Source organism: Streptomyces flavusporus, from assembly GCF_046267975.1.
Taxonomy (GTDB): domain Bacteria; phylum Actinomycetota; class Actinomycetes; order Streptomycetales; family Streptomycetaceae; genus Streptomyces; species Streptomyces flavusporus.
The window spans coordinates 2,601,014-2,614,307 of record NZ_CP176503.1; the positions used below are offsets into that span (position 1 = coordinate 2,601,014).

A 13,294-nucleotide genomic window follows, 5' to 3' on the forward strand; every position below is an offset into this window, starting at 1 on the left:
ATTGCATGCTGCCTGCCATGGCGGTACCCGGCCACCGCACTGCGCCGAGGGGGGCGCTCCGACAGGAACATCAACACCTACGGCGACTTCGGCCGGCCGGACACACCGGACTCCGACAAGATCATGCACGCCATGCTGGAGACGCAGAGCTGCGCGGCTACTGGGAGAAGCTGTCAGCCGCCGCTCGTGTCGTCCCGCGCGGCGAAACCGGCAAGGTCTGCCAGAAGCATGTCGGCGACGAGTTCCTCGACCACGGCGGTGCCGTGGTCCGCCATCGCGGATGCCAGCTGCGGATCCCAGGGCGCCTCGGTCAGTCGCCCCGGACCGGGACCACCCGGTGCGCGGGCAGCGGCGGTGAGGTAGTCCGCCGCCGTCATGCGCCAGGGCCGGGCGGGCGTCTTGTCCATGACGTAGGCGGCGATGCGAATGCCCTCGCCGTCGAAGTCGCCGTGGTAGCGGAGCTCGCCCCCGTCGTCCGCGAGCAGGCGCAGGAGGCGGATGGCCGCGCTGTTGGGCCAGCCCGATGTGCAGACCATCGGCGGGCACCGCGGGCCGAACCGCCGCAGGGCGAGGGCCAGAACGCTGGGATTCTCCGTGACGTGGACGACTGGCTCGGGCGCCGCGGCGAGGGCGAACTCACCCGGACCACGCACCTGCGCGAGGGTGAGGCTGGCGGCCTGTCCGGCTCGGGTGCAGACGCGCACCACGCGGGCCAGCGGTCCGTCGCCCATGAGGCGCAGCCCGGCGGCCAGGACGGTGGTGGACAACTCGTCGTCGGCGATGCCCGCGCGGGCCCACAGGGCGCGCCGGTCCTGCGCGGACTGCGGCGCGTCGATGCCATGGACCGCCGCCAATGCCCGCAGTACGAGGGAGGACAGGCGGGTGCCGTCGTCGAGCGCGTGGGAGTCGCCGTTCAGAACCCGTGCGGCGAAGGCAGGCAGGGGTTCCCCTTGGGCAGGGAGCGCCTCCAGCACGGCGAGCGCGGCCGTGAGCAGCTCCCGGGTGCGCTCCGGTGAGCCGCCGACCAGGCCTGCCGTCCGGCAGGAGGCGGACCAGTCGGCGAGGGCGGGCTGGGCTCGTACGATGTCGTGGCCTGCCAACCACGACCACAACTCGGCCCGTTCGTCGCCCTGTCGGCGCCGCTCGGCCGCGCGGTCGCCCAGCGGGCCCACCAGCTCGGCGACGACGTCATGCACCGTGCGGCCGCAGAGCTCGGCCACCGCCTCCTCGAGGCGGGCCAGCGGGACGGCGGGGCGTGCGTCCGGCAGCCGCTCCAGGCCGAGCAGGTCGGCGAGGGCCGCACGCTGAGCTTCGTCGAGCGGTCCGACGCGTACGCGGGCGACGGGTCGCCCGGAGGAGAGCCGGTCGTGGACGGCCAGCCACAACGGACGCAGATCGGGGCGGCGCAGCACACCCTCGCCCTGTGTCATTCCCGTGTGCGTCATACGAGTTCGGTCCCGTTCCACACGAATCGGGCGGTGGTGACCGCATCGTCTCCGTCCGCACCGGTGAGCAACTGATGCACGGCGATACCGGGCAGCTCGCCGTAGGTACACCACTCATGGTCGGAGGTGAGCATCAGGTCGAGGCCGAGCGCGGCGAGCAGGCCGAAGACCTGTCCGCGGTTGACGGTGTCGACCCCGACGAAGACCTCGTCCAGCAGGATCAGGCGGGGTGCCTCGGGCACGGCCTCGTAGTGGGCGGAGACGGCGGCGAACAGAGGAAGGTGAAGGGCGATGGCCTTCTCACCGCCGGACAGCGCGCCGTGGAGCTTCTTGGTCAGTGGCTGCCAGCCCGCCCCGTTCGCGCGGTCGAGCCGGACGGTGAACTGGTGCCAGGCCGTGTAGTCGAGCACCTCGCCCAGCTGCCCCTCCCAGCTCGCCGCGGTATCAGTGTCCTTGGCCTGATCGATGCGGGAGCGGAAGAAGTCGTGCAGTGCCTCGCGGTCGGCCTCGGTGATCCGGCCCGGGTCCTTGAGCAGCAGCTCGCGGGCGGTGCGCGTGCCGTCCGGCAGATCCGGGCGTACCTGCCACACCAGCTGGACGGCGACGTTGGAGGCGGTTCGGACGCGCTCCAGGTGACCGTTCATGCGGTCGACGAGTTCGTGGGCCTGGCGGATACGGGCCGCGAGGTGGCGGCGGATGTCGCCGGTGAGAATCTGATCGAACAGGCGGCGCTCGGCGGCGCTGATGTCGTCGCGGCTGCCGTCGCGCTCCTGTGTCAGCGTCCTCAGCAAGCCCGTTGCCCCGACGCGCACGCCGTCCAGTGCGGCCGTGAAGAGCTGAACGTCGTCGTCGGTCTCGAGGTCCAGGTCGGCACGGGCGCCGAGGTGCTGACGAGCCTGGTGGACGGATTCGGACAGGCGGTTGGCGGCGTCGCCCAGATTGCGTGGGGCGTACGAAGTGTCCGGCCACTTCGCCGCGGTCGCGCGGGCGGCCTCGAGGGTGGCCTTGGCGCCGTCCTCGGCACCGAGCTCCAGGGTGATGCCGGCGTCCTCGGCCAGGCCGAGCAGGCACAGGTGCCGGAACCGGCGTGCCGCACCGTCCCGAGTTGCGACGGCCTGCTCCCTCCGCTCGGCGTCCTGTTCACTGGTGGCCCGCAGTTCTCCGATACGCCCTTCGAGGCGCAGCAGGTCCTCGCCCGCGCGTCGGGCCTCGTCACGGCAGCGGACGAGCTCGGCCCGCGTGTCGGCGACGCGCGCGACGACCTGCCGGTAGTCCTCGCCGACGGTGGACTCCACCGCCTCGAGTCGCGCCCGCAGCCCGTCGGCCTCGGCCTGCGCGCCCGCCGCTTCCTCGGCCTGTTCCCGGGCGGCCTGGGCGGAACGCTCCGCCTGGGCAGCCAGCTGCCCGGCGCTCTCGGCGGCCGCCGCCGCGCTGAGGCACGCGTCCACCCAGGTGTCGGCGGTGTCCCGGAACGCGTCGACGGCGGTGGACAGTTCACCCAGCAGGCCGCGGTCGGTGGGCATGCCGTGCTCGGCGGACCGCCGGCTCAACCGGCGCAGGGCGGCCGCCACGTCCTCCTCGCGCTGTTCCAGGCGGGCCACGGCCTCGCGTACGGCATCGTCCCGTGCGGCCACCCGTTCCTCGGCACGATCCCAGTCGCGGAGCCGGGCATCGAGCTCCCGGTGAGCCGGGCGGGCCGCACGGTCCTCGTCGAGGCAGGCCCTGCGTGCGGCCAGCGCGCGCAGCTGGTCGTCCAGTGCGGCCAGTGCGGCGTTCACCTCGCCGATACGGTCGGTCAGTTCGGCGATGCGGCGTTCCCGGGCGCGCTGTCGGGCGAGGGCGCCGATGTGCGCGGGTTCCGGTTTGTTCCAGGTTCCCGTGGCGGGGGCGAGCCGCCAGGCACCGTCGGCTGCGATGGCGGCCGGGTGGCCGTCGGGCAGGTGCGTGCCGTACGCGACGCCGGCGAGGAGGCGGGTGACGGTCGCGGCCGGGACCGGGAGTTCCTCTTCGGGACGCAGCACCTCCAGCAGGCTCGGGCCCGGTACGGGCACGGCCAGCGTCGCCTCGGCGCGGGTGTCGTGGGCGGGCAGCGTGACGCCGTCGTGCGGGCTGACCCAGGCGTCCAGCAGACCTGATGCCTGGAGCGCGGCTTCCACTCCCGCCTGTACGGCGGCCGGGACGTAGTCGTGGAAGGCGACCAGCCGCCACAGCGGCGCGCCCGCCATGGCGGAGCGGTCCGCGGTCCGGGTCGGCGGAGGCGTGGGGGGCAGGTCCGTCTCCCGGCGCAGCCGTTCCACCTCCCCCACGAGCCCGGTCCGTTCGTCCAGCAGACCCTGGTGGGCGGTCCGGGCGTCGGCCTCGCCTTCCGCGATCTCCCGTTCCACCCTGCGGACGGCGGCGTCCACCAGGGTCATCACCTCGGTCTCGGAGCCCGCCCGGGCGGCAAGTTCCTCGCGATCGGTGATCCGCAGTTCCGTGCAGCCCTCGGCCCAGGAACGCAACCGCTCCGCTTGTCGGGCGAGGGCGTCCTCCCAGGCGCGGGCCGCGTCGTCCCGGAGGGCGACGGCCTCCGCGAGCCGCGTGCGGGTCTGCTCCAACGTCTGCTCGGCCGAGCTGCGGTCGCGCACCGCACGCTCGTGCGTGTCCATCGCCTCGGCGATGAGCCTGATCTGCTCCCGCCGGGAGCTGACCGCCCCCCGCAACAGCTGGCGGGCGTGCCGGGACCGGTCGTCACCCGCCCTGCTGTCCGTCGATGCGCTCTCGTCGGTGTCGGCGCGTGAGCGCACCCCTTCGAGCAGCGCCCTCGCCTCATGGTGAACGGACTCCAGGCCCGCCGCCCGAGCGGACCGGCGGGCGTCCTCGGCGGCTTCGTGGGCATGGTCGTTCCGCGTACGAGCGCGGCGTGCGGCCTCGTCGGCCCGTGCCCGGTCCCCCTCCGCGCGGCCTCGCAGGAGCTCCGCGGTGGCACGCGACCGCCGGGCAGTGGCCTCGGCGTCGTCGGTACGGCGGCGGAGCCGGTCGAGTTCCTCGCCGCGCTTGTAGGCGTCGCTCTCCCGCAGCCCCTCGACGGTCTCCTCCAGCGCGTGCCCGCGCCGCTCGTGCTCCTCCCGCCGCGCCTGGGCCGACTCCCGCTCTTCCAGGGCCTGTTCGTGCTCCTGGGCGCTCGCTCGGGCGACGCGGGTGAGGTTGTCCATCTCGGTGGTCGCCGAGATCAGGGCGGCGGAGCCGGCGCGGAGCACTCGCCGCGCGTAGCCGCGCTGTCGGGATGCGACAGTCTCGGCAGCCGCCACCTCCTCGTCGAGCCGCTTCAGGTGCTCGCGCTGTCGGTCCAGCCGCTCGAAGCCCTCTGCGAGCTCGGCGATCTCGCCTTCGCCCAGCGGCGGCAGAGACCGCGACAGGAGGGTGGAGAGCAGGGACGGGTCGAGCCGCTCCGACAGTTTGGGCTGGCGCAGCTGAAGGAGGGCGGTCAGCAGCGACTCGTAGCGCTGCTCTCCCATTCCCGGGAAGAGCACACGCCGTACGCCACCGCCGCGGCCACAGCATGTCCGCGCCGGTCCAGGTTGACCAGGAACTCCTGCAGGTACGCGACGGTGGCGGCCTTCACCTCACGGAACACGCCCAGGTCCGCGCCCTCGGCACGCAGCAGGCGCTGCAACTCACCGTTGAACGCCTTGGTGTTCTCCACCAGGGCCTCGAGGTGGCCCTCGAGCTCCCGTAGCGCGCTGAAGATCCGGCGGTCGGCCGAGGCGGGCTCGCCGGCCAGGAGACACAGCTCGTCGAGGCGGTCGGTGATCGCTTCCAGGACGGCGCTCTGCAGCGCCCCCGTCGCGGCGAGGACATCGAGCGCGTGCCGCACCCCGGCGAGTGCCGCCTCGCCGCGCCGGGTCAGCGAGTACTGCAGGTTGCGCCGCTCGTATTCCTCAGCCGTGCGGTAGTTCTCCGCATGGTTCTGGATCACGTCCAGCAGCCCCCAGCGCACCAGCTGCGTCAACGCCTCGTGCAGCTCCTGGTCCTCGACCGCCGCCAGCCGGCCCACCGTGCGCAGTCGCTCGCGTACGCCATCCAGTCCGAGCGCCGTCTCCAGATGCTCCCCCGCGACGCCGAAGGCGTCGAGTACCGCGTTGTACAGATCGGCGCGCTCACCCGTGGTGAACCGGAACATCTCTGTGGGAACCCTGCGCACGACCTCCTACCCCCTCCGCAGCTGCCCCGGTCGTCCAGGGTTCCACGGTAGGGGCAGGGAACGGACGGCCGGACTCAAGTCCCGGAAATGAGATAGGCGTCGCTCACGGTGTGCCGTTCCCCGTCACCGTCAGTGGTTCGCCTTCCGAGTCCTCGACGACCGCCGAGGACAGCGGAATCGGGGTGAACATCTCCGGCTCCTCGTCCGGCGTCAGCGCGGTCGGGCCGTACACCCAGTCGGTGAAGGAGTAGTCGTACGTGTCCCGCGCCCGCATGATCGCGTTGCGCCGGTGCCGGGGATCTCCGTCGAGGTGCCACAGCTCTCCCCAGGCGCGGGCCGTGGTCTGCACCCGGCGGCAGTGCTCCACCCGGACCGCCTCGTACGCCGTCAGCGCGGCGTCCCAGTCCGGTCGGGTGCCCCCCGGAGCGGCCTCGGCCAGCCGGGCGTAGTGCCGGGCGAGGACCCAGCCGTCCTCGATCGCCATGATCGCACCCTGTGCCATGTACTGGAGCGGCGGGTGCGCGGCGTCGCCGAGCAGGGCGATCCGGCCGTGCACCCAGGTCTCGATCGGGTCGCGGTCGAGCATCTGCCACCAGCGGTCGCGCCACATCAGCGGGATGCCCTTGCGGACGGTGTCGCAGGTCCGCTCGAAGGTCGCGTCGAGCTCGTCGGGCGTGCCCCAGTCGTCTCGTCCGGCCAGGGCCTTGGGCGACTCGAACACGGCGACCTGGTTGAACATGTCGCCGCCGCGCAACGCGTACTGGACGAAGTGGCAGCGCGGGCCGACGTGGACGGTGACGTCCTTCTCCGCGATGCCGTTGTCCCGGACCTGCTCGATCGGGACGGCCGCGCGGTAGGCGACGTAGTCGGAGCTGACCACGTCGTCGCCGACCAGCTTGCGGCGGGCCACGGAGTGCAGCCCGTCGGCAGCGACGACCAGCGGCGCCTCCTCGGTGCTGCCGTCCTCCAGGCGGATCAGGGCGCCGCCGTCCGTGTGCTCGTAGTCGACGACGGTCCGGTCGGTCAGCAGCTCGACGCCGGCCCGCCGGCAGGCCCGCAGGAAGATGCCGTGCAGATCGCTGCGGTGGATGACCATGTACGGGTGGCCGTAGTGGCGTTCGAGGTCGTGCAGGTCCAGCCGGGTCAGTTCCCGGGAGTCGAGCGCGTCACGCATCACCATGTTCTCCGGGACGACGCCCAGAGTCCTGGCCTCCTCGAGCAGGCCGTACTCGGCGAGGATGCGGGTGCAGTTGGGCGCGATCTGCAGGCCGGCGCCCACCTCGCCGAACTCCTTGGCCCGTTCGAGGACGCGCACGCGCAGTCCCTGGTGGGCCAGGGCGTAGGCGGAACTGAGGCCGCCGATGCCGCCGCCGACCACGAGGACGTCGGGCCGGCCGACGGGGATGGATTCAGGATTCATGATCTGTTCTTTCGGTCGCGAGGCAGGCCCGGGGTCAGAGCCAGGCGCCCAGCGTGGGGACGGGCGTGCCGTCGGCGGTGAGCGGGCCGGCGTCCCGTCCGGTCAGGTAGGCCGCGATGTCGTGCAGTTCGCCCGTGATCAGGGCGGCTTCGCCGTCGCCCGGCAGGTCCCAGGCGGCTCCGGTGGCCGGTGCCCGCAAGGTCATGGCCGGGCCGGGGGCCGCGGCGCTCTTGGCCACGACGTCGTCGCACAGGGCGGTGAGGAAGTCGGTCGGCAGGTCGGCGAAGGACACGCCGTTCGCCAGGTCGACGGCGTGCACGCACACTTCACGGGAACGCAGCCAGGGCACCTCGGTGGCCGGCATGGTCCGGCCCTGCGCGGTGACGACCTGCGCGCGCCACTGCTCCTCGCCGAGCGCGGCCATCCCCGTCTCCAGCGCGTCCGCCGAGCCGCGCAGCCACACGGTCAGCTCGGCGGCCGGCAGGGCACGGCCCCGTTCGATGCCGGCGGCGCGTTCCTCGGGCGAGGCATACATGGGTGTGGGTTCGCCGGTGGCGGCCCAGTGCACCAGGTTGGACAGCGCCTCGGCGTTGGCGGCGACATGCGCCGCCACGTGTGCCCGGCTCCAGCCGGGCAGGGCACTCGGCGCGGCGAACCCGTCGTCGTCGAGACCGGCGGCGGCCTTGAGCATCAGCTCGGTGCCGAGCCGGGCCCAGCGGCGGGCGTCGTCGAAGGTCCGGCGCATCAGGACGCCTGCTCCTTGACGACCCGGTTCTCCAGGCGGCCGATGCCCTGGATCTCGGTGACGACCGTCTCGCCTCCGAGGAGGTAGCGCTCGGGCTTGCGGGCGTGGCCGACGCCGCCGGGGGTGCCGGTGGCGATGATGTCCCCGGGGTTGAGGCGGACGATCGTGGAGACGTACTCGACCAGGTCGACCGGGTCGAAGAGCAGGTCGCCGGTGGAGTCGGACTGCATGACCTCGCCGTCGACGAGCAGGCGCACGTCCAGCGACGGGCGGACCCCGCCCGGCAACTCGTCGGGGGTGACGAGGTACGGGCCGACCGGGGTGGTGGAGTCCCACATCTTGCCCTGCAACCACTCGCGGGTGCTCGTGCGCACCGGGGACACGGCCCGGTTCATCGCCAGCGTCGAATGCCGGCAGGCACTGCGGGTCGGCTCCCGCGAGGGCATGGTGTTCCCGGCCCACCGCACGACGGCGGGGCTGCTCCTGCTCGCCGACCTCACCGACGACGAACTGGAGGAGGTCTACGCCCCCGAGCGTTACCGCGACCGTCCGGCCGATCGCCCGGATCTCGCCCGGCTGCGGGCGGAGCTGAGGCGTCTGCGTCGCAACGGGTTCGCCGTCAACAAGGAGCGTTCCGAACGCGGTCTCGTCGCCGTCGGCGTACCGGTGCGCGGCCGGGACGGCACCGCGCTGGCCAGCCTGTCGGTGTCGATGCCCAGCGTGCGTTACGACCCGCACACCCTCCAGTCCCTGGTGACGGCGCTGAACGCCACGGCAGACGCCCTGGAGAAGGACCTGGCCGAGCAGCGCTGAGCCCGCTGGTCAGGGGCGAGTCAAGTGCCGAGTTCGCCCTTCTTCAGGGCCGTCACGAACGCGGCCCATCCATCAGACGCGAACGCAATCACAGGGCTGTTCATCTGCTTGCTGTCACGTACGGGGACGACGGCGTCGAAGTCGTCGGAGATCTCGACGCACGCGCCGCCATCCGAGTTGCTGTAGGAGCTCTTGCGCCAGGTCACGGCGTTCAGGGTGAGGGGTCGCACGGTACTTCCTCCAACATGCGCAGGATGAACTTCCGCGACTCGGCGGGGGACATAGCCATGTCGCGCACCGCATCGTAGGCACGTTGCAGGCGCTCGACGGGGCCGTACCCCTCAATCAGTTCGCCGCGGTGTGCGTTCTCGGTGTAGGCCACCGTACGCCCATCCGGCAGCCTCAGGAACCACACGTCCGTACTGTCCAGGCCGTACGGGCCAGCGCTGAACGGCAGCACATGCACGGTCACGTTCGGCTGCTCGGCCATCTCTGCGAGGTACTCCAACTGCTCTCGCCACGCGGACCCGTTGCGCAGCGGTGTCCGCAGGACAGCTTCCGACAGGATCGTGCGGAACGGCGGTGCATCCTCCCCCTCCAGCAGCTCCCGCCGCCCCATCCGAGCCTCGACCTGCCGCTCCAACTCCTCCCCCTTCAGCCCACCCGCAGCCAGAACCTCCCGCGCATACCCCGGCGTCTGCAACAACCCCGGCAACACGCTCACGGCGAAGTGCCACAAGCTGACCGCCTCGGCCTCCAACGCCATGTACTGCCGATACTGCTCGCGGAACTGCGTGTGATCCGCCCGAGCCAACTCCCACAACGCCAGCAACATCCCCGGCGTCCCGAAGTACTGGTCCAACGCCTGGACGACCTCCGGCCCGCCCAGCGTCTCCCCCTTCTCCATCTTGCCGAACAGCGACCAGTCCCACCCCAGCCGCTCACCGAGCTGCCGCAGGCTGTCCCCTTTGTCGGCCCGCAGTCGCCGTAACTCCTCGGCGAACCGTTGGCGCGGTTCCTGACTGCGGCCCGTGACGACGCGTCGCTGCGGCATCGCGGCTCCCTCCCTACGCAGACGTACTTGTGGAAGTTGTGGAACGTGCACCATCCGGCGGGGAACGGGACCCCGCCCACGGCATGTCCCGGCTCACCTGACGGCATTCTCGTAACGCGCCGACTACACACGGTAATTCACCGCACGTGCTCGACGCAGCCGAACCAGGAATGAGCAACCAGCACCCCACCCCCCTGCCAGAAGGACGCACATGCCGAACCCCACCACGCCCGGCACCCGCGCACTCATCCCTAAGCTCCAGGAAGCCACCGCCGCCCGCGACGCCCTCGCCGCTGCCCTCACCCAGGTCGGCATCCAGCTCCCCGCGATGGACGTCCGCACCCCGTGGAGTGACCCGCTCCCCGACGACACCGAGGGCACCGCAGAAGGCACCCGCACCCCCGCCAGCGCCCGCTACGCCCTCGTCCACCTCGGCGTCTGCTCCGCCCCCGTCGCCCTCGCGCTCGCGACCGTCATCGCCAAGGGCGCCGCCGAATGACCACCCCAGCGCCCGAGTCCGAGTCCGCCCCTCCCCCACCCGGCACCGCTGTCTACGACCCCACCCGCGACCGCATCGGCATCGTCATGGGCCACGAGGGGCCGTACCTCCAGCTCCGCCCCCTCTCCGGCGGCCGGGAATGGGACGCCGACCCGCACCGCATCCAGCCGCTCACCCCCGCCGAACTGCTCCGCGCCCGCCTCGCCGAAGCCAACGAGCGCAGCCGGACCAAGCTGGGCGTGAACGGGTCGAACGGCGCGGAGACAGAACGGCAGATCAGGTGAACACCGGGCACGCCCAGGTTCGGTGAAAACCGACATCGCGAAGAAGGAGCCGGCATCGCCATGACCACGCACCCGGCAGCCTCCGAACCGCCTCACCTGCCTCCGATGCGCACCATCGGCGAACTCCGCGCGGCCCTCGTCATGGGCTACGGCTTCCCCGGCGACGCCGACGATTTCGACAGCGCTGTCGCCGGGGCCGTCGCCGACATCCGCGGTCCGTGGGATCTCCGAGTGACCGAGGCACAGCAGCCGGTCGTCGCCGAGATCACGCATGAGGCCCGTGACCGTTGTCCGGCCGCCACAATGGAGCCATGCCCTCCAGCCCACAGCACCCCACACCGAGGGACCTTTCGGGCGCGGACGCCGAGAATCAAACGAGCGTCACGGCCGACAGCCTGATCCTCCTGCTCAGGGCAGAACGAGCCGCCTGGAGGATGGCAAGGCGAAAGAGAGTGGCGCGAGTCCTTCCTATGGGGGCAGGGCACGGACACAAGGAGCGTGCCGCCATTCGCCGCACCGAAGTCAGCTGCCTGGGCGCGGAATCTCCTCAGCGACGGCTGGGCGGTGGTGTTCCTGCCCGGCGAGCCTGCCCGTCTAGTCCCCTTGAGTAGACCCCGCTCAAAAGCAAGGTGCAGGCTGTCCCCGTCTCCCCGAAACGCTACGCCGACGCGGACACCTTGCTGCCGCGAGCCCCAGCCTCCACGGGAACAGCCACTGGCGCTCTGGGGGGACTCGCAACGTCTTTGCCCTGGCACGTACTGGACATCGGATCAGCCAGCTGGTGGTGCCACTGCCTGACTCCGAGGACCCGGCCCTGCCCGCTGGAGGTCGATGGTCACATCCGGTTGTGTGGTCATTCGCACCAACAGGGTGGTGACGACCGCTAGGAAGTCGTCGCCGCCTCCGATCCAGGGGCTGCATACCGTCGGGACAGGGTGCCGCAGCGCCTCGGCCGCGCGCAGTCAGGAATCCTCGTCGCCTCGGTCTTCGGGAGACCGCTCGTCGAGAACCGTGACAAAGGCCGAGGCAACGAGGGCGACGGCGCGGTCGTCGTCGTGGGCCAGTTGGCGCAGGATCTCCTGCACGGTGGTCCCCGGCAGCTCGACCAGCGCCTGGGTCAGACGAATCCGCGTCGCGGGGTCTGCGGAGGGCGCGGCGAGTTCATCGACCAGCGCGGTCAGAATCCGGTCCGCACACCCAGGGTCCTGGGACAGCGTTCCGAGGACCTCCGCCGCTTCGACGTCGTTGCAGCCCTCGACCACCATGCCGACGAGTGTCGGCACGGCCCCGGTCACGCCACGCCTGCCCAACGCGAGAGCCGCGTACCTGCGCACCGTCGTGTCCGGGTCCCCGAGCGCGTCCGCAAGCACCGCGGTCGCCCCAGGGGCCTCGGCCATCTCGGTGATCGCCAGCACCGCGCGCCGCCGGATGTCGACGTCCTCCGAGTGCACGCCGGCGGTCAGTGCCGCCACGCCGTCGCCGCCCGATCTGGCGAGCGCCCAGCGCAGGGCGCCCGCGACGTTGGGATCGGATTCGGCCAGGACCGCCCCGGCCAGCACCTCGGCGGGAACCGACACGCCCCCCGGCCGGGCCAGAACGGCCTGCTGCCTGCGCGCGGCACTGGTCGAGTCGAGCCCCTGCATGAGCTCGACGATGCGCAGGACGTCCTGCCAGCCCATAGGCGCCGACGCATCGATCGCGCGGAGCCGATCGAGCAACTGCCGTTCCCGCTCCAAGCGGTCTTCCGTCCACCGGATGAGGTCGCTGACCAAGGCGGACGGCGTGAAGGCCGGATCCTCCAGCGCCCGCCCGATCTGCTTGAGCGAGAGCCCGAGGGACCGCAGGCCCTCCACGTGGAAGATCCTGCGGACGTCCTCGGCGGAGTACTCGCGGTAGCCGCCGACGGTGCGACCGGTCGGTCGTACCAGCCCAAGGGCGTCGTAGTGCCGGAGCATCCGGGTGCTCACCCCCGAGTGACGGGCCACTTCGCCGATCAGCACTCCGCGGTCTCCACAGCGTTCGCGGCCTCGGCAACCTCAGTCGACTCGGTCGTCTCCGTGGGCTCGGCAGTCTCCGCGGCGTCGGTGGTCTTCGCGGTCTCGACGACTCCCGACGCGGCCGCGGCGGCGGCAACGGCTCGTTCCGGGCCGAGTGTGACGACTCGCTTCGCCTCGTCGATGGCCGCGTCGAAACCGGTCTCCGGGTTCCGCCGGAGCAGCTCGGTGGCACGAGCGTGGGCGGCCACCGCCGGGTCGGGGCTCGCCGCGGCCTTGTCCAGAGCGGGCTTGGTCACGTCACCGAGGTCGACGAGGGCCCGGCTCAGGCTCAGGTGCACATTCCGGTCGCCGCGGCCGAGCTGCATGACCAGTTCGTCGACCAGGTACTTCTTCTCGTCCTCGGGCACGAGGACGACCGCGACGCGCCACGCGGTCCGCGCGACCTCGTCGTCGGCATCGCGCAGCATGTCGCGCGTGATCCAGGCCCACGCGCTCTTGTTGCCGATCTTGGAGAGCGTGTGCAACGCCTGGCTGCGGGCCTGGGTGCGCTCGGAGGCGAGTTCCTGGCGAATCCGGGGCAGGGTGATCTCCGGCGAGAGGCGGGTCAGCGCCCAGGACAGCATGTCCCGCACGAAGAAGTCCGGCTCGACCGCGCACCGCTCGACGAGCGTCTCCAGGAAGCCAGGGTCGGGGGTCGAGCCGACCGCCAGGGCCGCCTGTAGACGGACCGACGAGTCCTCGGCGCTCAGGGCGTCCGCCACGCGGGCGTTCTGCGGGGTTCCGTTTGTCGGGTTGATCGAAACCACCTCCTGCACCCAGGGGACACCTTGTCACTATGTCAAGGTCAAGCCTGT

General features: G+C 71.8%; 11 protein-coding genes and 2 pseudogenes. 3 read left to right on the forward strand and 10 right to left on the reverse strand.

Annotated elements, in window-relative coordinates:
* Positions 1-173: 173 nt before the first annotated feature.
* From ACKTSN_RS12435 to ACKTSN_RS12460, 6 genes and pseudogenes are all read right to left on the reverse strand, one after another.
* A complete protein-coding gene (locus ACKTSN_RS12435) occupies positions 174-1,445 on the reverse strand; it encodes a TIGR02679 family protein (RefSeq protein ID WP_409469183.1) in 1,272 nt (423 codons plus the stop codon).
* Positions 1,442-4,942 (reverse strand): TIGR02680 family protein, encoded by a 3,501-nt coding sequence (locus ACKTSN_RS12440; protein ID WP_409469184.1) that lies wholly within the window; start codon positions 4,940-4,942, stop codon positions 1,442-1,444. Before ACKTSN_RS12440 ends, ACKTSN_RS12435 begins: the two co-directional genes overlap by 4 nt.
* A 23-nt stretch (positions 4,943-4,965) precedes the next feature.
* A pseudogene (locus tag ACKTSN_RS12445) lies at positions 4,966-5,607 on the reverse strand (TIGR02677 family protein); the annotation flags it as partial.
* 124 nt (positions 5,608-5,731) lie between these two features.
* Positions 5,732-7,048 (reverse strand): FAD-dependent oxidoreductase, encoded by a 1,317-nt coding sequence (locus ACKTSN_RS12450; protein WP_409469185.1) that lies wholly within the window; start codon positions 7,046-7,048, stop codon positions 5,732-5,734.
* Between the two features lie 34 nt (positions 7,049-7,082).
* Positions 7,083-7,793, reverse strand: a complete 711-nt coding sequence (locus tag ACKTSN_RS12455; protein ID WP_409469186.1) for a maleylpyruvate isomerase family mycothiol-dependent enzyme — start codon at positions 7,791-7,793, stop codon at positions 7,083-7,085.
* A pseudogene (locus ACKTSN_RS12460) lies at positions 7,793-8,155 on the reverse strand (fumarylacetoacetate hydrolase family protein); the annotation flags it as partial. The gene ACKTSN_RS12455 and the pseudogene ACKTSN_RS12460, both read right to left, overlap by 1 nt.
* Positions 8,156-8,159: 4 nt before the next feature.
* Between ACKTSN_RS12460 and ACKTSN_RS12465 the strand changes: the two are divergent.
* Entirely contained in the window at positions 8,160-8,606 is a 447-nt protein-coding gene (locus tag ACKTSN_RS12465; RefSeq protein WP_409474810.1) for an IclR family transcriptional regulator domain-containing protein, read from the forward strand.
* Positions 8,607-8,626: 20 nt separating this feature from the next.
* Here ACKTSN_RS12465 and ACKTSN_RS12470 read toward each other — a convergent pair whose 3' ends face one another.
* Together ACKTSN_RS12470 and ACKTSN_RS12475 are read right to left on the reverse strand one after the other, a co-directional pair.
* On the reverse strand, positions 8,627-8,836 hold the full coding sequence (locus ACKTSN_RS12470; RefSeq protein WP_409469187.1) for a DUF397 domain-containing protein: 210 nt from the start codon (positions 8,834-8,836) through the stop codon (positions 8,627-8,629).
* Positions 8,818-9,660, reverse strand: a complete 843-nt coding sequence (locus ACKTSN_RS12475; protein WP_409469188.1) for a helix-turn-helix domain-containing protein — start codon at positions 9,658-9,660, stop codon at positions 8,818-8,820. Before ACKTSN_RS12475 ends, ACKTSN_RS12470 begins: the two co-directional genes overlap by 19 nt.
* A gap of 211 nt (positions 9,661-9,871) precedes the next feature.
* Here ACKTSN_RS12475 and ACKTSN_RS12480 point away from each other — a divergent pair, with 211 nt between their 5' ends.
* Both ACKTSN_RS12480 and ACKTSN_RS12485 read left to right on the forward strand, forming a co-directional pair.
* The gene (locus ACKTSN_RS12480) at positions 9,872-10,159 is read left to right on the forward strand and encodes a hypothetical protein (RefSeq protein ID WP_409469189.1); all 288 of its coding nucleotides are present in this window, start codon (positions 9,872-9,874) and stop codon (positions 10,157-10,159) included.
* A complete protein-coding gene (locus tag ACKTSN_RS12485) occupies positions 10,156-10,443 on the forward strand; it encodes a hypothetical protein (RefSeq protein WP_409469190.1) in 288 nt (95 codons plus the stop codon). The genes ACKTSN_RS12480 and ACKTSN_RS12485 overlap by 4 nt, the downstream gene beginning before the upstream one ends.
* Positions 10,444-11,405: 962 nt before the next feature.
* Here ACKTSN_RS12485 and ACKTSN_RS12490 read toward each other — a convergent pair.
* Positions 11,406-12,443, reverse strand: a complete 1,038-nt coding sequence (locus tag ACKTSN_RS12490) for a MerR family transcriptional regulator (protein WP_409469191.1) — start codon at positions 12,441-12,443, stop codon at positions 11,406-11,408.
* On the reverse strand, positions 12,437-13,255 hold the full coding sequence (locus ACKTSN_RS12495) for a HEAT repeat domain-containing protein (RefSeq protein ID WP_409469192.1): 819 nt from the start codon (positions 13,253-13,255) through the stop codon (positions 12,437-12,439). Before ACKTSN_RS12495 ends, ACKTSN_RS12490 begins: the two co-directional genes overlap by 7 nt.
* Between the last annotated feature and the right edge of the window lie 39 nt (positions 13,256-13,294).

Bases quoted from the DNA above. Each gene is read 5' to 3' on its own strand.
- ACKTSN_RS12455 (WP_409469186.1), bottom strand. From the start codon at position 7,793: ATGCGCCGGACCTTCGACGACGCCCGCCGCTGGGCCCGGCTCGGCACC.
- ACKTSN_RS12435 (WP_409469183.1), bottom strand. From the start codon at position 1,445: ATGACGCACACGGGAATGACACAGGGCGAGGGTGTGCTGCGCCGCCCC.
- ACKTSN_RS12485 (WP_409469190.1), top strand. From the start codon at position 10,156: ATGACCACCCCAGCGCCCGAGTCCGAGTCCGCCCCTCCCCCACCCGGC.
- ACKTSN_RS12450 (WP_409469185.1), bottom strand. From the start codon at position 7,048: ATGAATCCTGAATCCATCCCCGTCGGCCGGCCCGACGTCCTCGTGGTC.
- ACKTSN_RS12475 (WP_409469188.1), bottom strand. From the start codon at position 9,660: ATGCCGCAGCGACGCGTCGTCACGGGCCGCAGTCAGGAACCGCGCCAA.
- ACKTSN_RS12440 (WP_409469184.1), bottom strand. From the start codon at position 4,942: ATGGGAGAGCAGCGCTACGAGTCGCTGCTGACCGCCCTCCTTCAGCTG.
- ACKTSN_RS12480 (WP_409469189.1), top strand. From the start codon at position 9,872: ATGCCGAACCCCACCACGCCCGGCACCCGCGCACTCATCCCTAAGCTC.